Origin of the sequence: Nocardia pneumoniae NBRC 100136 (genome assembly GCF_000308755.1) — a bacterium.
Classification (GTDB): domain Bacteria; phylum Actinomycetota; class Actinomycetes; order Mycobacteriales; family Mycobacteriaceae; genus Nocardia; species Nocardia pneumoniae.
This window is the reverse complement of record NZ_BAGF01000148.1, coordinates 39251-61104: the sequence shown is the minus strand read 5'-3', so window position 1 is coordinate 61104 and position 21854 is coordinate 39251. Positions and strand designations below refer to the sequence as shown.

At 64.1% G+C, this 21854-nt stretch carries 28 protein-coding genes; 17 read left to right on the top strand and 11 right to left on the bottom strand.

The genetic code is table 11. The features are described from left to right. Positions 1–92: 92 nt before the first annotated feature. The 7 genes from ON34_RS30210 to ON34_RS30180 all read right to left on the bottom strand — a co-directional run bounded on the left by ON34_RS30210 (position 93) and on the right by ON34_RS30180 (position 3311). Complete coding sequence (locus ON34_RS30210) at positions 93–536, bottom strand: YbaB/EbfC family nucleoid-associated protein (RefSeq protein WP_040786027.1); 444 nt, start codon at positions 534–536, stop codon at positions 93–95. Continuing rightward, a complete protein-coding gene (locus tag ON34_RS30205; protein ID WP_040786026.1) occupies positions 533–1009 on the bottom strand; it encodes a DUF7674 family protein in 477 nt (158 codons plus the stop codon). The genes ON34_RS30210 and ON34_RS30205 overlap by 4 nt, the downstream gene beginning before the upstream one ends. Continuing rightward, entirely contained in the window at positions 1006–1290 is a 285-nt protein-coding gene (locus ON34_RS30200; RefSeq protein WP_051023350.1) for a hypothetical protein, read from the bottom strand. The genes ON34_RS30205 and ON34_RS30200 overlap by 4 nt, the downstream gene beginning before the upstream one ends. Beyond that, positions 1287–1769 (bottom strand): hypothetical protein, encoded by a 483-nt coding sequence (locus ON34_RS30195; protein ID WP_040786023.1) that lies wholly within the window; start codon positions 1767–1769, stop codon positions 1287–1289. The genes ON34_RS30200 and ON34_RS30195 overlap by 4 nt, the downstream gene beginning before the upstream one ends. Before the next feature lie 3 nt (positions 1770–1772). Beyond that, a complete protein-coding gene (locus ON34_RS33965; protein ID WP_157172513.1) occupies positions 1773–2558 on the bottom strand; it encodes a WXG100-like domain-containing protein in 786 nt (261 codons plus the stop codon). A gap of 138 nt (positions 2559–2696) precedes the next feature. After that, complete coding sequence (locus ON34_RS30185) at positions 2697–2993, bottom strand: WXG100 family type VII secretion target (protein ID WP_040786021.1); 297 nt, start codon at positions 2991–2993, stop codon at positions 2697–2699. Between the two features lie 3 nt (positions 2994–2996). Continuing rightward, a complete protein-coding gene (locus ON34_RS30180; protein WP_040786018.1) occupies positions 2997–3311 on the bottom strand; it encodes a WXG100 family type VII secretion target in 315 nt (104 codons plus the stop codon). A 304-nt stretch (positions 3312–3615) separates the two neighbouring features. Here ON34_RS30180 and ON34_RS30175 point away from each other — a divergent pair, with 304 nt between their 5' ends. Genes ON34_RS30175 through ON34_RS30165 form a run of 4 tightly spaced genes read left to right on the top strand, consistent with a single transcriptional unit; the run spans position 3616 to position 5528 of the window. Further along, entirely contained in the window at positions 3616–4119 is a 504-nt protein-coding gene (locus ON34_RS30175) for a GNAT family N-acetyltransferase (protein ID WP_245548270.1), read from the top strand. 5 nt (positions 4120–4124) lie between these two features. Next, positions 4125–4625, top strand: a complete 501-nt coding sequence (locus ON34_RS37900; protein WP_245548269.1) for a hypothetical protein — start codon at positions 4125–4127, stop codon at positions 4623–4625. After that, positions 4540–4794 (top strand): GNAT family N-acetyltransferase, encoded by a 255-nt coding sequence (locus ON34_RS38690; protein WP_373291990.1) that lies wholly within the window; start codon positions 4540–4542, stop codon positions 4792–4794. Before ON34_RS37900 ends, ON34_RS38690 begins: the two co-directional genes overlap by 86 nt. A gap of 59 nt (positions 4795–4853) precedes the next feature. Further along, positions 4854–5528, top strand: coding sequence for a nucleoside/nucleotide kinase family protein (locus ON34_RS30165; RefSeq protein WP_040786015.1), 675 nt, complete (start codon positions 4854–4856; stop codon positions 5526–5528). On the opposite strand, the gene ON34_RS30160 is transcribed toward ON34_RS30165, so the two are convergent. Then, the gene (locus ON34_RS30160) at positions 5509–6390 is read right to left on the bottom strand and encodes a PfkB family carbohydrate kinase (RefSeq protein ID WP_040786012.1); all 882 of its coding nucleotides are present in this window, start codon (positions 6388–6390) and stop codon (positions 5509–5511) included. The genes ON34_RS30165 and ON34_RS30160 overlap by 20 nt on opposite strands. A gap of 127 nt (positions 6391–6517) precedes the next feature. On the opposite strand from ON34_RS30160, the gene ON34_RS30155 reads away from it, so the two are divergent. Beyond that, positions 6518–6673 carry a hypothetical protein gene (locus tag ON34_RS30155; RefSeq protein ID WP_157172512.1) on the top strand — a complete coding sequence of 52 codons (156 nt, stop codon included), beginning with the start codon at positions 6518–6520 and terminating at the stop codon, positions 6671–6673. Between the two features lie 55 nt (positions 6674–6728). Here the strand turns inward: ON34_RS30155 and ON34_RS30150 are convergent, their stop codons facing one another. Then, complete coding sequence (locus tag ON34_RS30150) at positions 6729–7208, bottom strand: GNAT family N-acetyltransferase (RefSeq protein ID WP_040786008.1); 480 nt, start codon at positions 7206–7208, stop codon at positions 6729–6731. Between the two features lie 173 nt (positions 7209–7381). Here ON34_RS30150 and ON34_RS30145 point away from each other — a divergent pair, with 173 nt between their 5' ends. The 6 genes from ON34_RS30145 (at position 7382) to ON34_RS33955 (ending at position 14137) form a co-directional block, all read left to right on the top strand. Next, positions 7382–8776, top strand: a complete 1395-nt coding sequence (locus ON34_RS30145) for a glycine--tRNA ligase (RefSeq protein ID WP_040786007.1) — start codon at positions 7382–7384, stop codon at positions 8774–8776. 612 nt (positions 8777–9388) lie between these two features. Further along, positions 9389–10696 (top strand): radical SAM protein, encoded by a 1308-nt coding sequence (locus tag ON34_RS30140; protein ID WP_040786005.1) that lies wholly within the window; start codon positions 9389–9391, stop codon positions 10694–10696. After that, positions 10693–12156 (top strand): radical SAM/SPASM domain-containing protein, encoded by a 1464-nt coding sequence (locus tag ON34_RS30135; RefSeq protein ID WP_169333917.1) that lies wholly within the window; start codon positions 10693–10695, stop codon positions 12154–12156. Before ON34_RS30140 ends, ON34_RS30135 begins: the two co-directional genes overlap by 4 nt. Further along, positions 12153–12554, top strand: a complete 402-nt coding sequence (locus tag ON34_RS30130) for an SAM-dependent methyltransferase (RefSeq protein WP_157172511.1) — start codon at positions 12153–12155, stop codon at positions 12552–12554. Before ON34_RS30135 ends, ON34_RS30130 begins: the two co-directional genes overlap by 4 nt. A gap of 12 nt (positions 12555–12566) precedes the next feature. Next, the gene (locus tag ON34_RS33960; protein ID WP_051023347.1) at positions 12567–13331 is read left to right on the top strand and encodes a phytanoyl-CoA dioxygenase family protein; all 765 of its coding nucleotides are present in this window, start codon (positions 12567–12569) and stop codon (positions 13329–13331) included. Positions 13332–13411: 80 nt separating this feature from the next. After that, positions 13412–14137, top strand: a complete 726-nt coding sequence (locus ON34_RS33955; protein ID WP_157172509.1) for a phytanoyl-CoA dioxygenase family protein — start codon at positions 13412–13414, stop codon at positions 14135–14137. A 26-nt stretch (positions 14138–14163) separates the two neighbouring features. On the opposite strand, the gene ON34_RS33950 is transcribed toward ON34_RS33955, so the two are convergent. Continuing rightward, positions 14164–15504 (bottom strand): helix-turn-helix domain-containing protein, encoded by a 1341-nt coding sequence (locus ON34_RS33950; protein ID WP_051023345.1) that lies wholly within the window; start codon positions 15502–15504, stop codon positions 14164–14166. Between the two features lie 1116 nt (positions 15505–16620). On the opposite strand from ON34_RS33950, the gene ON34_RS35680 reads away from it, so the two are divergent. The 6 genes from ON34_RS35680 to ON34_RS33945 all read left to right on the top strand — a co-directional run bounded on the left by ON34_RS35680 (position 16621) and on the right by ON34_RS33945 (position 21302). Continuing rightward, positions 16621–17112 carry a DUF4254 domain-containing protein gene (locus ON34_RS35680; RefSeq protein WP_051023344.1) on the top strand — a complete coding sequence of 164 codons (492 nt, stop codon included), beginning with the start codon at positions 16621–16623 and terminating at the stop codon, positions 17110–17112. Beyond that, positions 17109–17543, top strand: a complete 435-nt coding sequence (locus ON34_RS30105) for a DUF4254 domain-containing protein (RefSeq protein ID WP_040786000.1) — start codon at positions 17109–17111, stop codon at positions 17541–17543. The genes ON34_RS35680 and ON34_RS30105 overlap by 4 nt, the downstream gene beginning before the upstream one ends. Before the next feature lie 71 nt (positions 17544–17614). After that, positions 17615–18550 (top strand): nucleoside hydrolase, encoded by a 936-nt coding sequence (locus tag ON34_RS30100; RefSeq protein ID WP_051023343.1) that lies wholly within the window; start codon positions 17615–17617, stop codon positions 18548–18550. After that, positions 18547–18873 carry a hypothetical protein gene (locus ON34_RS36495; RefSeq protein WP_157172508.1) on the top strand — a complete coding sequence of 109 codons (327 nt, stop codon included), beginning with the start codon at positions 18547–18549 and terminating at the stop codon, positions 18871–18873. Before ON34_RS30100 ends, ON34_RS36495 begins: the two co-directional genes overlap by 4 nt. Next, positions 18870–19169 carry a hypothetical protein gene (locus ON34_RS30090; RefSeq protein ID WP_040785996.1) on the top strand — a complete coding sequence of 100 codons (300 nt, stop codon included), beginning with the start codon at positions 18870–18872 and terminating at the stop codon, positions 19167–19169. Before ON34_RS36495 ends, ON34_RS30090 begins: the two co-directional genes overlap by 4 nt. A 1092-nt stretch (positions 19170–20261) precedes the next feature. Further along, a complete protein-coding gene (locus ON34_RS33945) occupies positions 20262–21302 on the top strand; it encodes a helix-turn-helix domain-containing protein (protein WP_157172507.1) in 1041 nt (346 codons plus the stop codon). Between the two features lie 183 nt (positions 21303–21485). Here ON34_RS33945 and ON34_RS30080 read toward each other — a convergent pair whose 3' ends face one another. Then, positions 21486–21665, bottom strand: a complete 180-nt coding sequence (locus tag ON34_RS30080) for a DDE-type integrase/transposase/recombinase (protein ID WP_040786093.1) — start codon at positions 21663–21665, stop codon at positions 21486–21488. Between the last annotated feature and the right edge of the window lie 189 nt (positions 21666–21854).

The window sequence follows — 21854 nt, the reverse complement described above, 5'->3', positions numbered from 1 at the left end:
GTCACAGCTTGCCGTCGCCCGGTCGGCGAACCAATGCCTGGTGAACCGGAAGGTCGTGATTCCAGCCAGCGATGCCGAGCGGGAAGCCGGACTCAGTGTAGGTCGGTGCGCCAGCCGAGCCGGTTCATGCGCTCGAAAAAGACGTCATCGGCGGCTTGGATCTCCGCTTCGGTCATTTCCTTGCGGGTTTCCGGTGTCGGCGCGGAATCCCCCTGGGCGAACAGCTGTCGCAATGGCTGCTGGAGACGCGAGTCCGCGCGCTGGACGATCTGTTCGGCCTTGGCCTTTGCGTCGGCGCGGGCGCGGCGATGGCAGTCGAGGACGGCGGTGGTGAGCTGGGTGTTGTTCCAGCGCATAGCGGCGGGGGCGATCTGCAGGTTGGTGATGTCACCGGCAGCGTTGACCTCGACGCTGACACCGCGGACTTCACCGCGGCCCCGCACCGCCGCAACAGCGTTGGACAGGCGCTGGCTGTTGCGGCGGATCTCGGCGAGGTTGTGCTGGAGTTGTTGCTCCCAGGCGGTCAGATCTGTCATCGACGGCCCAGCTTGTCGAGGATCTGCTTCATCACGTCCGGCATGGGCCGCTTCTCCTGCTCGCGCACCTTTTCCTGCCCGGTGTAGGCGCGGTAGTAGCGGGCGAGTTTGGGGCCGAGCAAGGTGACGACGGCGGGGTCGTCGTAGACGTTTTCGACGAAGGATGTGGCGATCAGGTCGGAGACCGGGTTCTGTCCGTCACCCCACTCGTGCTCGAGCCGATCGAAGAACGGCTGCAGACGAGCCGCAGGGTCGGGGGTGTCATGCGCCACACTGCACACCCAGCGGGCGATGTCGCCCATGAGCAGGGTGGGCAGCATCTCGTCGTAGTCGCGGATGTGCTCGGCGATCAGCGGCCGGATCTCTGGTTCGGGGTCGGCGAGTCCGTCGACGAACGCCGCCAACGCGGGCACCAGACTGCGGGTCCAGGTGTGGATCAGGTCGAGGATCTCTTCGCTGGTTTGCTCGGTCATGACGGATGGCTTGTCGAGGCGGTTGGGTTGGGCTGGTCGACCAGATGTTGGCCGACGCGCACATGGTCGGTGTCGGCGCGGTCGACGACGAGGATGAATTGCCCTGGTTCGCCGCCGCCGTGGAATTCGAGGCCGATCACTCGTACGGGTGCGCCGCTGACCGAGTCGTAGAGGACGTCACCGGAACCGATGTCTCCGGACGCGAGGCTGCCCGCCACCAGCAGTCCGCCGCGGCTTGGGATGTCGAAGACATCGGTGACCGTGAAGTCGACCTCGCTCATGGATGCTCTCCTCGGTATCGGGCTAGTGCGGCCGCTTCGACAGCGTAGGCTTCGGCCTCGAGGTCGCGGATGCTGTCCGAGCCGACCCGTGCTCCGCTGCGCAGCTGTTCGACATGTTTCATTTCGTGGGCGATCGTCGCCACCAGGGTTTCCTCGTCGGAGAAGGCGGCGGGCCCGAATCTGATCTGTTGTCCGCCCAGCTCCGAGGGCGTGACCGCGCACGCGTCCTGGAAGTCGAGATAACGCGCCTCGTCGAGTTCTTTGACGATGTGGATGTCCACTCCCGTGAGGTCGATACCGGCCTTCTGGGCGGCCGCGGCGATGGTGTCGGCCGACAACTCGAGCGCGCCACCATTTTCGAGGACGTCGAGGTTCGTCCGCGGACCGCTGCGCGAGAACAACTGGATGGCGGCCTCGCCGCTGCGGCCCCACAGCCTTGGCACCGCCTGTTGCAGCCATCGGCCGAGCCTGGCGAACATCGATTACAGGGTTGTCCCGATGTGGCTGGTGACGCGGGCAGCGATTGTGGCGACCTTGCTGACCAGCCGTGTGATGATAACGCCGATCCTGCTGGCGTACATACCGATACGCGCGACGATGCCCGCGTTACCCAGCTCTGACAGTCCACCGGTGAACGGTGCCGCGACCTGGAGCGCCGCCTCCGTAGCGGCGGTTTCGATGAGCATCTTGCGCAGCTCGTTCAGGATCTCGTGATGTGCGTCGTCGAGATGCTGTGCGTATTCCTCGCACGCGTTTCCCAGCACCCGGAAGCCCGCGGCGACCTGATCGAGGTTCACACCCATTTCCGAGCACGTCGTGATCGCGGAAGGGATCTCCGGCGACTGCTCGTTCTCCAGCATCCCGACAGCGGTAGAGATCGGGCCACCGGCATTCACCAAAGCATCGGCAGCGCCGTGCCATACAGTCTTCGCAGCCCGCAGCTGGTGCTGGTCGCCATCGGGCCACATCAACCCCGAAACCGCTTTGATCAGCAGCCAACCGAACGGCTCGGGCCCGCTCGCTCCGGACGCCGACGGCACATACAGCGAAAGGCACGGCTCGAACCCCAATGCCGGTAGCGGAGGTGGCGCCACAGTACCGGGGTTCGATGCGGCCTCCCCTGATGCATGGTTGTATGCCCCCGCAGCGAGTAGATCCGATGTTCGCGCGCACGCCGAGATCAGCGTCGCCGAGGTCTGGATCGTGGTGCCAGCTGCCTCGTCGTAGGCCTTGGCCCACGTCGTGCCTGCGTTGTCGGTGCCGCCCATTCCCGCGTATCCAGCCAAAGTCCGTACCAGCGCGGCGTGGACCTCGATGCCGCTGTCGCGCACCGATCCGAAAGCTTCGCCCGCCGAATGGTATTCCTGATGACGGCAGACGATGATCGGGAACGTCGGTGGCGCCATCTACGGCCACATTCCCTGATTCAGTTGGGCCACACCCGAGTAGTTGGTGTGCGCCCGCCGCGCCACCTCACGCAACTCATCGAGGTTCTCCTGCATCTCCACCACACCGGCCGTCCACCGCGTGTGCGCGGCGCGCTGGTCGTCGGCGGCGTCGCTCGACCACGATAGATGCAGGTCGGCGATATGCTGATCAACCTCGCTCAGCCATGCCTCGACCTCGGCACCGAACTTCGCCATCGTCGCGATCGCGTCATCGAGCTGCTGCAGATTCACCCGGTAGCTGTAATCGTCGGGCACCGGCTACACCAGCCGTCCTACACCGTTGATCGCGTCGCGACGCGCGGCGTCCTGCATCTCATGCCGGTTGGCGGCATCGGCCAAACTCACCGCCGAGGACTCCAACGCCGCCACGATTTCCTCGGCAGCGTCCCGCCATTCGACCCACGACTCGTCATACGCTGACGCCGCTTTCCCCTGCCAGCCGTCGGCCAGCAGCTCGGCGCCGATCGTGCGATCCAGCTCCCGCACCCGCTCCCTGATGACCTGCGCCTTGTCGCCGACGAACCGCGCCGCCTCCCGCAGCCTCAGCACGTCCACCTGAAGTTCATCGGCCATGCGCGCCCCCTCCTCACACCGTCCACAGATCTCTACGCACTATAAGACGCATTCCGCACACTCCGCGCCGAACCGGTCTCGTCTCCACGGCAGCCATGCCTGGTCCCTCCGGGCCCGCCGCTCGGTGGTGCAGAGTGTGTGGGTCTCTGCACGTTGTCTGGTCACTCGTTGGACGCGCCATCATCGCTGTCGCGGAGATGGCGGGCGCGGGTTGCGGGGCGAAATTCCGTCGACGACGGTGGTTTCGCTGGCTACGGTGCGGGCCATGTCAACTGCTCCCCGGACCTCGCCTATTTTCGATGCGGTGCGGCTGCGGCCGTTGCGCGTGTCGGATGAACAGGCGGTCCGCGCCGCGCATGAGGCCATGGCCAACGACGACGGATTCCCCTTCGCGCTGGGGCTCACACCAGCCATGACATGGCCGCAGTATCTCTCGATGCTCGAGGACTACCGCCAGGGAAACAACCTGCCCGACGGTATCGTCGCGGCCACCTTCCTGGTCGCCACCGTCGACGACCAGATCGTCGGCCGCGCATCCATCCGGCACACCCTCAACGACGCACTGAACCGGCGAGGCGGTCACATCGGCTACGCCGTCCTGGCACAATATCGGCGCTGCGGCTACGGCACCGCCATCCTCCGCCACAGCCTCACCATCGCCCGCGCGATCGGCATCGACCGGATACTCCTCACCTGCCACGACACCAACCTCGCCTCTCGGCGCATCATCGAATGCTGCAGAGGCATATTGGAATCGGTCGAACCATGTACCGATGGCATCCTGACCCGCCGCTACTGGATCGACTGACAGACATGTATGCGCCGCCCACCACGACCGGACTCATCGACCCAATTGGCGGCCGACGTGGGTCCTTCAGCATCGTGGCGGCCCCCACAAAGACCGATGAAGAATCTATCCGACGTGAAATCTCGTTGTGTCCGATGGACTTGCCGCGTCAGCATCGTCCCGTGACACATTTGGCTACGCTGGTCGTCCGGCCGCTTGGACCAAGCGACGAACAATGCTTCCTGACCCTGCGGACAGCGATCATGGACGAGGGGCCGACGTTCGCGAAGGACTACCAGCCGGGCATCACGTGGGATGAGTACCTGACAGTGCAAGACAACGCCCGCCACGGCGTCGACCTCCCCGCCGATGCTGTTCCGTACACGTTCCTTGTCGCCGAGATCGACGGCGCCCTCGTCGGGAGCAGCGACATACGACACCATCTCACTGACGGCCTCATGCGCTGGGGGCGGCCACATAGGCTACGTCATCGCGCCACAGTTCCGCCGTCGCGGCTGCGGCACTGAGATCCTCCGCCAAACCCTGTCGCTGGCAAAGGCTCTCGGTATCACCCGCGCCCGGCTCACCTGCCGCGTCGACAACATTGCATCACGCCGCGTCATCACCGCATGTGGAGGCATGCTCGACGCCACCAGCGCAGACGGCATATGCCAGTATTGGATTCGTATCGGGTGATGTACCGTTCCGACCTATCCGGGCACCGACCACTTCGAGTCACATGCAAAGGATTCCGGATGCGTTCAGGCAGCGAAGTCCCTGTGGCCCAGCTCGCGGCGTGGGTGTGTACGCGAGTCTCCGCGCAGCGCCGGTATGTGCTGGGTATCGCTGGGCCGCCGGCGGCGGGGAAGTCGACGCTGTCGCAGAATCTTGCCGCCGCGATCACCGCCGCACAGGCGATCCCGGCGGGGATCGCCCCGATGGACGGTTTTCACAAGACGTCGGCTGAGCTGGACGCCGTTGGTGCGCGGCACCGCAAGGGCCAGCCCGACACTTTCGATGTGGCCAGGTTCGTCGCCCGGCTGAAGCTGCTGCGCGAAGCACCGCTCGGTGAGCGTGTACACTGGCCGATCTATGACCGCGGTCTGCACGATCCGGTGCCTAATGCGATCACGTTCGCTGACCAGCGTATTGCTGTGGTCGAGGGCAACTACCTGTTGCTTGATCAGCCTGGGTGGGCAGAGGTACGCAGCCACCTGGATGAGGTGTGGTATCTCGACGCTGACGATCGCGTCATCGAGCGTCGGCTGACCGAACGGCACCTACTCGGAGGCAAAACCGCCAAGCAGGCGCAGATCAAAATCACTAGTAGCGACATGCCAAACGCACGCCTGATCGCAGGCACTCGCGACCGCGCCGACACGGTGCTGTGCGAAATCACCGGGAATTACTTCATTTGTGACGTTCGCTGAGGTTACGGGTCCAGGTGCGGGTGCCGAACGAGCGGCACGACAGCGTGGCCACTGCGGATGCGCGCGTAAGCGCGTCGACAAAGTCGCGGCTGGTCTCGTAATAGGCGCAGAATGCGCCGTGCAGGATGTCGCCAGCGCCGAGTGTGTCTGCACGAGCAACCGGCGCGATGTCGATAGCTCCGCATCGGCCTTCCTCGGCGTAGAGGATCGGTTCCGGGCCGCGCGTCATGGCTGTATGCCTCGGTCCGGCCGATCGCAGGTAGTCCAGCATCGCCCGGCCGTCGCCGTCGAAGCCGGGCGGGGTGAAGGCCGACGAGCAGATCACGACATCGACCAGCGGTAGGAGTTGGTCATGGATCGGCTTCCAGCGGCCTGCATCGAGGACGACCGGCACGCCGATCTCGTTGGCGCGCCGGGCGATTCCCACCGCGAGCTCTGGGTGGTGGCCGTCGATGAGCACGATTGACGCCTGGTCGACGTGCCGGGCGAGGTCGGCGGAAAACGCGGCCTGGATGCGCGCTGCGTCAAGCCCGACGATCGTGCGGGACTGTGCATCGAGCGCGACCACGATGGACGACACCGGCGGCTTGTCGGTACGGTCAGGTGTCGCGTCGACAACCGTAACGTGGTGGCCGGTGAGGTCATGGTGCACAAGGTCGGCTAGCTGGTGACGGCCGAGCGCGGTGATCAGCGTCGCAGGCTGGCCGGACACGATCGCGCAGGCGACCGCGGCGTTGGCGGCGGGGCCACCTGCACCGAGGAACTGGTCTTGTGCCTGGATTTTGGTGTCCTCGCCGGGATAGTGGTCAACGACATAGGCGATGTCGAGGGTGGAAAGACCCACGAACAGTGCTGCGGTCACCGGATGTCTCCTTCGGGGTCAGTTAGTTAGCAGATGTTCGAGGGTGGCAGTCTGATCGGAGAAGTTGCGCACGCTGATGAGGTGCCACGAATTCACGATCGGTCGCGCGCTCCTGCAAGGTTCGCCAGTGTTGCTGTATCGACTGATCACCACGATCGAGGACGAATGCGCTGCGACACTGCCGCGTGAGATCACTGCCGCCGCCGAGGCCGCCAGAATCCGCATCAGCGAGGTGCTGCGCCAGACCGGCAAGACGCCACTGCTGAACCATCCGGAACGTTAGTACCCTCCTTAGCCCGGCCGGTGCAACAGTGCTAGCAACTCGCTGGCTTCGCCACTCAAGTCAGAGACAGTTCGTACACCGCACGACTGCGGCCCGGGCCTTTGAAGTCGGTGATTACGGCTATGCCGTTGATCTCATGGTCGCCGGGCACGTTGACGAAGCCAAGGGCAGTCCAGCTGGCATGCGCTGCAGGGTTGTCGGCTTCGGACGTCAGATACAAGCGCGCGCAGTCCCACTTCTCAGCCTGCGATCGCACGCTGTGCAGAAGCGCTCGTGCAATGCCGCGTTGCCGGTGTTCGGGGTGGGTCATGACGTCCTGAACGTACACATCGGCGGGGTCGTTTTGACTTCGGAATGCGATCACCGCTCCGCTGATGGTGTTGTCCTCGCCAATCGCGATGGGACAGGTCGAGGAGAACAGCTTGGCGTACACCCAGTAGTCAGACAGGGTGCGTGCACGTACGAACGGCCCGCCGAGTTCCATGAGTTGGTGCACATCGCTGATGTGCTCGGGCTGAAGTGGTGTGACGATCAACGGCGCTCCTAGATGTGGATCTTTCGGACAATGCTGGTCAGCTGATGTGCTGTGTCGGCTGGGGGCGACGACGTCGGTGACCAGTATTTCGGGATGGCGCGTCTGCGGGCGATGGACGGGCCGATAGGCTTGCGGCATTCAAATTCGCCGTTTACTCGGATGGAGAAGGTTTAGTGGCACCCAAGTCGAAGGTGGACACCGTTGCCAACCTCGCCAAGCGTCGGGGACTGGTGTACCCGTGTGGTGAGATCTACGGCGGTACCAAGTCGGCATGGGACTACGGTCCGCTTGGTGTCGAGTTGAAGGAAAACATCAAGCGGCAGTGGTGGCGAGCGATGGTTACCGGCCGCGACGACGTGGTCGGCCTGGATTCGTCGGTCATCCTGCCTGCACAAGTGTGGGTCGCCGCTGGCCATGTGGAGACCTTCACCGACCCCCTAGTGGAGTGTCTGAACTGCCACCACCGCCACCGGCAGGACCACCTACAGGAGGCGTACGCGCTGAAGAACAAGCTCGAGGACCCTGATTCGGTGTCGATGGAACTGGTTGCTTGCCCAAACTGCGGCACCGTCGGCCGCTGGACCGAGCCACGGCAGTTCTCGGGCTTGCTGAAGACCCACTTGGGCCCAGTTGAGTCAGACGAAGGTATGCACTACCTGCGCCCGGAGACCGCGCAAGGCATCTTCATCAACTTCAACAACGTGGTCACCACCTCGCGAATGCGTCCGCCATTCGGAATCGGCCAGATCGGCAAGAGCTTCCGCAACGAGATCACCCCGGGCAACTTCATCTTCCGCACCCGCGAGTTCGAGCAGATGGAGATGGAATACTTCGTCAAGCCGGGCGAGGAAGCGAAGTGGCACAAGTACTGGATCGACACTCGATTGGCCTGGTACATCGATCTGGGCATCGACCCGGACAACTTGCGACTGTTCGAGCACCCGAAGGACAAGCTGTCGCACTACTCGGCAGGCACCACCGATATCGAGTACCGCTTCGGCTTCCAGGGCAACGAGTGGGGCGAGCTGGAAGGTATCGCGAGCCGGACCGACTTCGACCTGACGGCGCATTCCAAGCACTCGGGCACTGAGCTGCACATCTTCGACCAAGACAGCGGCGAGCACTACATCCCATACGTGATCGAGCCCGCGGCCGGTCTGACCCGCTCGCTGATGGCGTTCCTGGTTGACGCCTACGACGAAGACCAGGCGCCGAATGCCAAGGGTGGCATGGATACCCGTGTGGTGCTGCGTCTGGATCGGCGGCTCGCCCCGGTGAAGGTAGCGGTGCTGCCGCTGTCGCGGCATGCCGACCTGACTCCACGAGCGAAAGACCTTGCTGCGCAGTTGCGGCGGGTAGGTTGGAATACCCTGTTCGATGACGCCGGCGCGATCGGAAAGCGCTACCGTCGCCAAGACGAGATCGGTACACCCTTCTGCGTCACCGTCGACTTCGACACCCTTGAGGACCAAGCGGTCACAATCCGAGAGCGTGACTCGATGGCCCAGGAACGTATCGCGCTGAGCCAGGTGGAAACCTATCTAGCAAAGCATCTCATCGGCTCGTAGCTCCAGCAACGAAGCGGCCCCGCAGCTGCGATCACAGGAATTCTTCCTGTGTTTGTAACTGCGGGGCCGTTTACGTTCCCGGAAGCCGAGATGCTGTCTTAGCGTTAGGGTTTCATCCCGACAAGCAGTGGGGAAGGAGGGACACCTGATGGCTGATCCAGTGGATTCGGTCGATGTGCTCGTGGCGCCTGCCGAAGAAGTTGAGGACTACACGCCGCCTACGGTCGATACGACCGAGAATCTGCCGCCGCAGTGTTCGTTCTGATGGCGTGCTGATGAGTGTGGGGGCGCGCATAGCGAACTCGCTGGCGCGTCCTCACACCGAGCACGGGGAAGGTCGTGTCGCGACGTCACGCTTATCCGACGCGGACCGCCCGCCGGTCTGTCCTATCGCGCCAAGACCGTCCCTTTTGGCTCGGAAGGCTTCGGGCGCAGTCGAATTCGTCCCGCCGTTCTGATCACTGCTGACTCTGTGACAGGCATCGGATGTAATGCCGTCGGGGATGCTCGGCGAGATCCCTGACCATATCCCCAGGGGGAACGTTGGTCTCACAATTACCGGCTCCAGTCGCTGAGCTACAGCGGCGGTTTACGTTCCGGCCGGAACTGGATTTGCTCTACGACGGCATCTACGGCCTTGAGCATCGGCTCAACTCCAGCGCAGCGGCGTTCGTCTCGGCGACCTTCACCAGCCCCGATCCACTGGCGACGCTCACCGCGCGATACAAATTGGATCCGGATGTGCTTGCCCGCGACCTGGCGCAGTTCTGGTCGGCGCTGCTGACCGCAGGCGAACACCGACACCCCCGCCGCCGCAGCGGGGCCCCGGCACAGTGGTCGGCGGTCGACGTGCCGTACCCGCTTGCGGTGGAGGTCGAGCTGACGAAGGTCTGCAACTGGCATTGCGGATTCTGCTACAACGTGTGGAAGGTGCCCGACTCTTATGGGGACCGCGGTCGCAGCGAGTCCGGGACCGAGGGCGCCCATATGGAGCTGGATGTCGCGCGATCGGTGATCGAGCAGTCCGCTGCGGGCAACTGTCTGCGCATGCGGTTCTCGGGAGGCGAGCCCACGCTACACCCGGAATATCGCCAGATCATCGGTATGGCTGCCGACAGCGGTATGGACGTGGAGCTGTTCACCAACGGTGTGCGACTTACCGATTCCGAAGCGCGCCGGTTGGCTGATCTAGGTTTGCGCGTCGTGCTGCTGAGTGTGCACGGCCTCGACGAGACCCACACTCAGATGGCGCGCAATCCGGCGGCTGCGGCGCAAGCGTGGCGAGGAATGCGCGCGGCCGTGGACGCGGGGCTGACCACAGTCGCAGAAACCCTTGTCTGCGAAGACAATCTTGCTGAGATGCCGGAGCTTACCCGGCGGCTGGTCGAGGTCGGTGTGCATGATGTGTCCTTCATGCCCTACGTCCCTTTCGGACCGCTCGACCCGCGGCATCCGGTGCTGCTGCGGCGGTTGGCCGAAGTGATCGACGAATGCACTGCCGAGCTGGAGGCGTTGCGGATCAAGGTGCCGTGTGCGCCGCGGCATTGTCTGGAGCCGTCGCCGGCGCCGATCAGCGAACCGGTGCGCGAGGAGTTCGACCGTCACTGCGCTGCCGGGCTGTTGTGGGCATCGGTCAGCTATGACGGGATGTTGCGGCACTGCCCGCATTCGGCGGTGTACGCCGGGGCGGTGGGCTCGGGCATCGGCGAGCTGTGGCGCACCCGGATGGTGCCGACGGTGCGCAAGGCGCTGGCCCCGGCTGGGGCATGCGGAGCATGTGGGCAGTTCTCCGCGTGCGGCGGTGGCTGCCACCTGGGCAAGATCACCAGCTACGGCGACGATGCCGAGCCCGGCGGTCGGCCGTTATTGCCGCTTACGCCGGTCACAGTGGCGGTGGATGGGCGGGGGTGCGCGCGGTGACGAGCGCCATAGTCGATGAGCGTGCTCAGCGGTTGACCGCGCGGCTGGTCCTGGTCGGTGACGATGTGCTGCATGACCAGGTATCTGGCCGAAAGATGGTGATCAACAAGACTTCGCGCGTGTTCTGGCGGGTACTGAGTGAGCACGGGACCGGTGCGGCTGCGGCGGCGGTGATCGCCAAGCGGTTCGGTATTCCGCAGGCCCGCGCGGCAGCCGACTTCGAGGCGTTCGTGGCCGAGCTCGACCAGGGGCAGCGGTGTGCAGGCAGCATCCTGCCGGGCCGCGATCATGCGGTGCTGGAGCCGACGGCGGCGTGCAACGGTCAGTGCCCGCACTGCTACCACGGCACTCGCTCCGAACGCTGGCCCGCCGAACAGATACCCGAGATCCTGGCCAGGGTTCGCGCCGAGGGGCTGCGGTCGGTGTCGGTCACCGGTGGTGAGGTGTTCTCGGCGCATTTCATCAACCAGTTCTTCGATTTGGCGGCCACGCTGCGAGACGAGGGAATCGAGCTTGCTTCGGTGTCGACGAACGCGACCTTCCTCACCGAAGACATCCGTGACCGCATCCTGCGCGATGTCGCGCCGACGACGGTGTTCCGGATCTCGCTGGATGCGTTGCGCTCGGATCTGCTTGACCGGATTCGGCCGGGCTACCGCAACCTCACTGACCCGTATGCTCCGATTCGGGACCTCGCCGCCGCTGGGTACCCGCTGGTGTTCACCACGAACTTGTGGAGTCAACCGCTCGGAGAGGTGGTTGAGATCGGCGAGTACCTGCGTCAGTACTCGCGGGTGCAGGCGTGGAATGTGCGTCTGGCGGTGCCGGTGCACCATGGCGGCGGAGACCGTACCCGCACCGCGGCGCGCAAACGGCAGCTGTTCGGGCTACGCCCGGATGTGCGACTGCCGCTGCGGCATTACGCGGCGATCCTGTCCCGCCACGCCGACGACCGATTCTCCTTCCCGGTGCGGATGGGCAATTATCTGGCCACGAGTTTGCTCGAACATCCGCAGGCGCTCACCGCGATGGCACCGGGGCACCCGTGCCGCGAAGACGAGCATCTGGTCACAGTGAAGGCGTCCGGCCAGATCACCCAATGCCCTATCCTGACCGAGCTGGCGCCGGAACTGAATGCGGGATCGGTGCTCGATGACACCGCCGACGGGTTCACCGACCGGCTTCCGCTGGCAGGTCTGCACACCGACACCATGGCGTGCTCCAGCTGCCCTGTGCGGCCGGTGTGCGGCGGCGGATGCCGGTTGTACTCGATGGCATACGACGGCGGCCTGTCCGGTTGCGACGAACCGGCGCGGGCATTGCTGAGCTGGATACTGGCCGACCCGACCGGAATCCTGCGGGCGCACTGGCCGGGATACCACGCCAGGATGCGGGAGCTGGTTGGCGACGCTGATATTCAGGCTCTGTATGGGCAGCACGCGGCCGGGTGGGATCGGTGAGCGCGAAGCTGGTGTTCATCGGCGTCATCAGCACTCCGTACCAGCAGGTCGGAGATTGCCCGCGGCAGCCGTGGACGCTGCCCGTGCTCAGCACGATCGACATCCACCCGGAGCACAGGGCCGCCGTCGACGGACTGACAGCTGGAGGCAGGGCGCATGTGCTGTGGTGGGCGCACCAGGCTGATCGTCGTGTCCAGCGCCGCAGGATGGTTGCCGACGGCCCGCTGCTCGGCGTGCTGGCCGGGCGCGGAGTCGACCGACCCAATCCAATCGGTTTGACCTTGGTCGAAATCGTCTCCGTGGAAGGACTTCGCCTCGACGTACGCGGAATGGATTGCGTGACGACAAGCCCGTTGCTGGACATCAAACCCGCGATCGACCTGCCCTGCTACCAGTAGAGGAGCACCACCATGTCACCGTCCGCAGTGCTGCAACATGCCCGCGACCAGGTCTACGAGCGGGGCTACGCCGTGATCCCCGACGTGTTCACCGCCGCCGATACTGCACCGGTCGCCGCCACGGCCATGCAAGTCGGCCTGCATGAGATGCAGCGCGACCCCAGCCCATTCACTGTCGATCACGGAACCGATGGCCTGCGTCGGCCCCGCAAGGTCGACTACCCGTTCCAGAAGCATCCAGCCTTCCGCGAATTCATCCTTGACAGGCGCATCACCGACCTGGCAGCTGCGGTCCTCGGCGAGCCCGCGTATCTGATGCGGGATCAACTGTTCTGCAAGCCACCACATTTCGGGACTGCCAAGCCGTACCACCAGGAGAACGCCTCCACCGGCTACCAGCCTGCGGACTCGATGATCATCACCTGGATCGCCCTCGATGACGCCACCTCGGAGAACGGGTGCCTGCGCGTCATCGACGATTCACACCGCACGCTGTGGCCGCATCGCCCCCAGCCCGATGCTGTCTACAACCATGTGCCCCCGCCCGAGGCAGTCGACCTGGACCGCGAAGTGCTGCTGCCGGTTCCGGCCGGCGGCGTGGTGGTACTGCACTCTCAAGTCCTGCACTACTCCGCGGCCAACCATTCCGAGCATTGGCGGCGTGCCTATACCGGGCATTGGGTCACCGCAGGCATCACCTGCACCACTGATGCTCAACGCTACGGCTACAGCCGCACCGCCGGGGGCGGCGAACGCCTGAGCTTCCGCGCGCCATAACCCCGTACCCCTGACCGAAAGGGCAAGCGATGGGCATCGTCCACACCGAACTGGTCGAGCACTACTGGGAACACGGCTGGGTGGTCGTCGACGACGTGTTCACTCGGGAGGAGACCCGCACGATCGCCGACCTCGCCGAAGAATTAGCTTGGCAGGAGTATTACGCGGCTGACCGACACAACCCTGTCACGGTCGACTCCGCCAACGGAGTCGACCGACCGCGGAAGCTCGATTGGGCTTTCCCGAAACACCCAGCGTTCCAGCGGTTCGTCCTAGATGAACGAGTGACCACACTGGTGGCTGCGTTCTTGGGCCGCACCGGGTACCTGCTGCGGGATCAGGTGTTTCTCAAGCCTGCTGAGATCGGATCGGTGAAGCCCTGGCACCAGGACCAACCGCATCTCAACTGTGAACCGGCCGACGATGTCATCGCAGCGTGGATCGCGCTTGACGATGCCGACGACGCGAACGGTTGCCTGCGGTACGTCACTGGTTCGCACCGCGGTCCCGTCCTTGATCACCGCCCGATGTCAGGTGCCGAACACAACGCCGTCCTCGATCCCGCCCAGGCGCGGGACCTGGTCGACTGGAACCGCCGAGTATCGGCCTCGGCCCCAGCGGGCAGCATCGTGCTGCACCACCCACTTACCCTGCACAACTCTCGTCCGAATCGATCTGGCCGCCCTCGCCGGGCATACTCGACGCACTGGGCAACCGACAGAGTGGTGTGCGTCAATGACCACACGTTGCAATGGGCGTACAGCCGGACCGTCGGAGCCGGACGGCATCCAGTATCAGCTCCGTGAAAGGAATTTCTGCTGGCTGTCCGCAGCTACACGTACTTGTTGGGAACCGGCATCAGCCCTTTTATCGTGCTGCGGAACTCGGCTACGGTTCGCTGCTTGTCCCACGCTGCTAGTGCGCTGTCGAGTTGCTGCAACTCCTGCGCGAAACGTCCTGACCCTGACGCATGTCCGACGCTGATGGCCTGGATTCCAAGCTGCGCGGCATGGTCGACCTCGCCAGCGCCGGTGTACGCCATGGCGGCCCGAAGCATGTACACGGCGCGGTCGCGGGCGAACTGTGGCGGCAGTGTGTTCAACACTTCATCAAATTGTGAGGCAGCGCTGTGGAAGTCGCCGAGCGTGTTGAGGCTTCGCGCACGGTGTACCTGGATGTAGGAGGGTTTTAGCCATCCAGCCCACGGTGAGTCGGGGTCGTTGTCTGGGTTGTCCAGTTCCTCAAGGGCGGTCTCATACGCGTGCTCGGTAGCGGGGCGATCGCCGAGCAGTGCGTGTCCGTGGGCAGCTCGCATGTTCGCAAGGGCACCAATTGGAGTTTCCGGCGGCGCTGTCCGCACAGCAGCGGCCGACAATGCCACAGTTTCGCTGCCGTCGCCGATATCCCCGGCCAGGTGGGCTTTCCGATTGAGGATGTAGGACGACATCATGGGATCGTTGGCGGCGATGGACCACTGCAACGCCCGATCGGTCCAGTACTCGGCGGCGTCATAGTCACCGGAGTCGTGATATAGCCAGCCCGCGAACTCGGCATAGTTGGTTTGCATTCGCAGCAGACCAAGCGTGTCGGTTCCCGCTGTCCGTCGAAGCTGACTCATAACCTGGATTTGCTGCTGCACAATGGGAATCACTGTCCGCGGTCCGAGCAGGCTGTCTTGGTCGACAAGGACGCGCTTCAACTGTCGGAAGTGGTCGAGATAGTCGACATCCGTGTCGGGGTTGATACTGATAGCTGGGGTACCGGCGGCAACCGCCGCCCCAACCCCTGCTGCCGCCATGAATTCTCGTCGCGAGATCGGCATTGACTCGGCCTCTCCGTCTGCAATACGGTCGGCCACCGCGATTGCCTCAACCGGGGTGCCCTGCCCCCATCCTGCCTGAACCGCTCGAGTCGGCAAGCCAGTGTCGGGAGCAGCGTGTGCGGCGAGCGCATGCTCGAACCGCTGCCGTCGCGTGCTGTCGAGCGCTTCCAGCAGGGTGTCCATCGCTTCCGCATATTCACCGCTGAGTACGAACGCCGAACCTCTGCACTCCCAGTTCGAGATGGTGTTGACCGCAAATCCGGTCCGCTCGGCGAATTTCTTTTGCGTCCAGCGATAGGCGTCAACCCGGAGCGCCTTTACCTCTACACCCGTCCATCTGTCAATGATCATGACGCATCCCCGTGAGTGATTTGTGTGCGCTTGGTAGAAGCCTACGGCTTCCTGGGATCACATGGGAACCACGTAGGTTCATTTGAATGGATATCTGCCGCAAGCTTCGGGTTGCACCCGTTGCCGGACCGGCACGCTATCCGACTTCTTCATCGCGGGTATGTGCCCCTTCTCGACGAGACCGCGTCACATGCGGTCTCTAGGGCTGCTCGGCGCTGTGGTGCTTTTCGGACCGATACGAAAGGAGAGGCATAAACTATGCACGGGTCGCCAGATACACATGACTTGTGGGCTATTACGCACCAATACTGTCGCAGGCAGCTCACCGTCATGATTAGTCAAACGCACGCCGTTCGTCTGAAGCCTGCATGCGGGCAATGGTCTGAAACGCAGGAGGATCCGGCGGCACTGAAGGCCGTCTCCGGCGTCCTCTGCTGACCAATGCACACCAATGAGCAGCAGCAGCATGCGCTGCTGAACGAGACCCATGCGCCAGGGCGACTGATTCACCCTGACTGCCAGTACCTTTCGGCGGCAATCCGCGGGCAGCGCGGCGACCCGCCCAGTGGCCGTCTCACCACCCGCAGGTTGCAGGCGCAGCTGCTGGTAGTGCGATCCCGTTGGCCGTCCCCCGAAAGGCAGTGATGTTCGAGAGTTGCCACGGTCCACTCGAGGTCGCGTTCGTGTATAGATTCTTTGGATTCCCGGTTGAGTTACGTTTCGGCCGGACGTCGTTTGTGACAACGGCCAGCCTCGGTGCGATAGTGATGCGGCCGGAACTGGGTCGAGCGGTGCGGCAGGCGATCGGCGACACCTGGCCAGTGCCGATCATCACTCACACGAGAGCCGATCGTGAGTGGGTATTCCTCGTCGGCCCGACCCGGGGCCGAGGGCTGGGCGAACGCTCCCTCGCCGCACTCGCGCAGCGCGGTGTGCGGGTGCTACCAGCGGGGAGCAGAGTGTGGCTACCGATGTCTGATGCCCCAACGGGATGGCATTGGGCTTCGCCCCCGCAGCAAGACGCGTTGTTGGCACCGCCGCGCACGTTCGTGCTGCATGCGGTCCAGAGCGTGCTCGTTGAGCGAGCACCTGCCATGGCGTTGTGGTGGTGAGGTCATGGTCGCTGTGCCTGCCGCTACCGTGTTGGCGACGGTGCCGGTCATGACCGTGCCGGGATTGTCGTTTCCGAGCGATGACGAGTTGCTGTTGTCGATGCGGGGACGGCCGGTCGGAGATCACCCCCTTTCACCGGCCGCGAGTGAGTTCGCCCAGCTGTACGAGCAGCTGCGCGAGCATCCCGACCGCATGTACGAGATCTCATGCCGTCGAGACGAACTCATTTTAGAGATTGATGTCTGGGTCGCGCAGCGGCTTCCGGTGCCGCATCCGGACGCCACGCTGCACACCGAGACCCTCGGGGCGGTGATCGACCGGTTGGCCGAATCCCAGGTGCACGCCTACGAGCTGTTGATGACCGTCGATCCTGCCGACCCGCGGGTGCATGCGGCCTGGTATCGGCTCGCGGAGCTGGCCGACGGCTACACCGACCTCACCACCGGGATACTGCACCGGGCGCGGCGCCTACCCGCCCTGGGAGATCACCGGTGAGCGGTCTGCCGGGCCGGGACGCGATCCTGGCCGCGTGCCGTGGATTTCCCACCATCAGTGATCATCCGATGCTGGATGCGGCCGGTGAGCTTGCCGTGCTGCATCAGTCCCGCGAGCACACCCCGTGGTGTCAGCTCGAGGAGATCGACTGGCATCGCTCCCGGTTGATGAATCAGATCGACGAGTGGGTGCAGTGCGCGACGCCGGTGCCTCTACCGGCCGCGAAGCTACACACCCACACGATGGGGCAGGTGGTTGATCAGCTGGCCCAGCTGACGGTGCAGACCTACATCGCGCTGGCCGCCGCGCCGGATGGGTTGTTCCACGACGCGTCCGCCCAACTCGCCGAGCTCGGCGATGCCTACCAAGACCTGGTCGACGACCTCGCGCGCGGCATCCGCCGACTACCCCAGCACACCACTCCGTGCTGACGCGGACTGTCCTGCACCGCATTTCCTTCCGTAATCCCCTACGACGCTTGTGCAAAGGAGCGCACCTAAGCATGTTCGATGATCCACCACCTCCCGGCGAACAGACGTCCACGCCGCAGCGACGGTTCGACGCGAGCCCGATGGATGGGCTGGTTGTCCTGGATACCGACCTCGGTTGGGACCCCGACGATTTCGTGACCGTGGTGATCGCAGCCCGGACGATCCCGAACCTCGCGGTCGTCACCGCCGATGAGACCCATGGTCGCCGCGCGCTGCTGGCCCGGCACGTCCTGGACCTGCTGGACCGACCGGATGTCCCCGTGATCACCGGGATCGACATCGGTGGAGCGCACCGATTCCTGATCAACGACGATTTCGGTGAACTCGACCAGCATCCCTATGACGTCACCGCGGCGGCCGATCACCTGGTCGACGCCGTCGCCCAGCTGTGTGCGACCACGGCCGGACCGATCCGGTGGGTCGGGATGGGTCCGATGACCAACCTCACCGCACTCCTGACTTACACCCCTGATCTGGCGGAGCGGCTGATGGTGACGCAGATGGGCGGTTGGTTGGACCGCTACCGAGACAAGACCCGCGCGTCCCATAACTTCCGTACCGACCCGGTCTCGGCTGGGCTCGCGTTGCGGGCGCTGCACGCGCCGCGGCTGGTTCTGTCGGACTACACCAACTGCAACATCATCCAGATCACCCGGAAGTGGGCGCTGCTACACCGGCTTCAGTCCCCGACCGCGCCCGCCTGGGCACAGCTGCTGGCCACGCACTTCGAGGCATGGTTCGGGTGGCGAGCCGGAAGCTGGATGCACGACCCACTAACTCTGAGCGCCGCGCTCGGCCTGCCGTTCGTGACATTCCGGCCCGAGCGGATACGCATCGCCCGCGACGCCCGCCTCTACCGAGACCCGAACGGACGCCTGATGGAGATCTCCTGCGCCGTCGACTACGACAGCTTCCTCGACTGGCTGCACGAAGGAGTGAGCGCATGAACTGGCGGCACTGGCTACACCGCCACCGGCAACAGCAGACCCCGACCACCTCCGCCACCCAAGTCTCTGGCTGCCACGCCATGGCGATAGGGCAGGGCGCGGCTGATCGTGGGTCGGTGAGGCTGTACGCCGACTGCGGACGGGCCGAGTTCGACAGTGCCAACCGGCTGATCGCGGTGGCCTGCCCGGCCGTGCTGTGCGGATCGGTCCCGGCGGCTGGCAACAGGATCGGCGAACACCTCACCTGGGATACCCAACCGTGCCGGTGGAGCGGATGGCGCATCGTCGATGACCGTGTGCGGCCCGTGCGGGCGGCGTCATGACCAACCCGACACCAGCGGAGCCCGACGATCCGATCGGCTTCGCCGACTGCCTTGCCGACCCTGGTGGACTCACCACCGACGACGCGATCCGCGCGCTGAGCCTGCACCATAACTGTCCACCACAGTGCCGAGTTCTCGGTCGGGCTCTGGAGACCCTCGACGGGCAGTATGTCGCCCTGTCGGTCGTCTCGGCGCCTGGAGCGTCTCCACTGCCACAGATCTGCGAACTGGATCGGCGCCTGGCCGACAAACTCCGGGAGTATCAACGCCTCGCAACCAGAGACATCAACCGGTAGTGGACCAGCGGCAAGTCAATCCAAGCAGTTCGCCGGTACCCGACCTGCTCACCTGTAGCCGCGTCGCGGGACTGACAGATACCGCCCCTAGGCAGGCATCTGCGGGGCGGTCGCCGGACCGGTTCGATGGTGAACGGGGCGTCAACCGGGTCGGCGAACCTGTCCAGCAGATTGCGTAGAGATAACGAAACATACCTTGTTCAACGTTTGCTGAGTCCGGAAACGCGACCACGGCGCACGCGGCGTGATCTGCCAGAACGGGACGGAAAACTCAGGTGCATGTGCATTTCAGCTATCCGAGTACATCTCTAGCAAACCAATCAGGGTCGGGTCAGCCGTTGAAATCCCCTCCGTGACGAGTACTCTGACCTGTACCCCGTCATAACAAACTCAAAGTCTGTTTTGCGGGGTATGGGCTGAAAGGGAGAGCGAGCCCGCCGTTGGCGCGGCGAGCCCGCTCATCGACGTTGACGGACTACCAGTCCATCAACTTCCGGAGCAGCCAGACGACGGCCCCGACGACTGAGACAACGGCTCGCACAACCGCCCAGTCGTTCGGGGCCTTTGGCACTCTCCGGCCTTCATTTGCGTGGTTACCCACGAAGGTCTTCTCCTTCCTAGGCATGTCCACGACTCCGACCATCGGAGCTGGCACACCCCTCGGAGGGAGACGACCAAGGGGAAAGGCTAGACCGGAAGATCGTCTTCGTCCACGCCGACCCGGCGACGCAGAAAAAGTGGACTAACAGGAATAACGCAGGTATAAGCAGCCCGATCCAGGAACTCTGACCGGCTACTGCCAGCCATACCGAAACCCCGGGCGCAGCCTGCGCGCGGCACCGCCGAGCGATACCACTCCCTACCCCACCTTCTCTCCTGGCTTGTCGTGCACTAAGCCACCTAGTGCCGAGTAGTTGATCTCCCTCCCCCGGACCCAGCAAGCCGCCAGCCAGTCGTCTCGAATTTCTCTGGTGCAGAGCACAACCCAGCAAACAAAACAGACGATTGCGCTGCTGCACGTTCGAATGCAAGTACATCTGCAAGTACATAAGGAGCGTAGTTTTCGCGTCCCCCGCGTGCCAGACTCCTTACGTGCCAACACTAAGTGCGCGCACCGGCCCACAGCCGGACTCCGAACCAGGCGGCTCGACCACCAGCGCGCTCAAGATCATCCTTGGCGAGCGTCTGCGTGAGATGCGTGAGAAGCGCTGCCTCGAACAGGCAGCCGCGGCCGCAGCGATCGGCGTTTCTCCGTCGACGGTCAGCCGCATCGAGCGCGCACGCACCGGGATCAAACGCCACCACCTTGTCGCGCTGCTGGCCGCGTACAAGATCGACGCACCCGACGAGTACGCGGATCTGATGCGTCTTCACCACCTGAGCAATCTCACGCACACAGCGCACAGGGAACTCGGCTGGGCCCCAGCGACATTCGATGCCCTCGCCGGCCTCGAACGTGCCGCCTGCCGGATCATCCACTACGAGCAGCAGATGAGCCCCGCCATACTCCAGACAGACGACTACGCCCGCGCCGCACTGCTCTCGGCCCACCCCAATTACTCATCTGCGCAAATCGAAGCCCTGGTCGCCGAGCGCTCCCGACGCCGAGCGACCCTCTTCCGGCCCGATGCACCACCGGTATGGCTGCTGGTCGAGGAGCACGCGTTTCGTCAGCGTCAAGAAGGTGATGCCGTTTGGCGCTCACAGATCGACCATGTACTGGCGATCAGCGCTCGGCCGCCACACCAAAGGAATGTCACGCTGCAGGTGATCAGGAGCCCTTCGGCGGAATCGATACCGATCGACCACGGATTCACCTACTTGCGGTTCTCCGCTGTCCGATCAGAACGGTTCGACCTGCCAAGCATCGTGCTCACCCAGCACGACGACACCGTCCGACTGATCGACGATGCACAGACCCAGGACTACCACCGGCTCGCCTACGAACTAGCCGTGCGCGCCGAACTACCCGATGACACAGTCGCTTTCCTCACATCTCTTCGCGACGGCATACCACCACCACCGCCGAATCCCCACAGGTTCAATTCATCAGCGTCCGCGGGTCCAGCCGCTCCCCCATGGCCGGGTGACGATACGACTCCTGCCAGCACCCCCGGCCATAAAACCAGTTGACCCTGGAAGGCTCGGTGCAGTTCGACCGAGGTATGCGAGTCGCATGGTCTGACACAGGTAGGCGTCTGCCCGCCATTTCAATCATCAATGCCTTTCGTTGCGTCCGAAGTTGATGTGGCGACAACGGGTGTTCCCTGAGGAAAGTACATTCGCCAACCATCGGCGGTGCGCCGCCACAGCGAACTACTCCTCGGCGTCGGTGCGGTGCGAGCGCTCCACTTTCCCGTTCAGCCGGGGTGTCCAAGGCTTGATGTAGACGTGGTTGATGCCGTTGTCCAGCACGTGGCAGTGGCACCCGGACTGGAACTCCGCCCCGTTATCGGTCTGGACCGTCTCCACCGCGAACGGCAGCTGCGAGAGCACGTAGTCGAGGAACTGGATCGCGGTCTTCTGGTTGTAGTCGCGCAGCCCGCCCCGTTTGCGACGAAGATCAGATCTACTGGGCGGTCGGAGTGAACACTGGTGACCTGCAGTGACTACTCCGTCCGGGATGGTCGCCGCGGGCCGTAACGGAGCATCGCTGTTGATCGACTTTACAGAGTGCTCGCACTG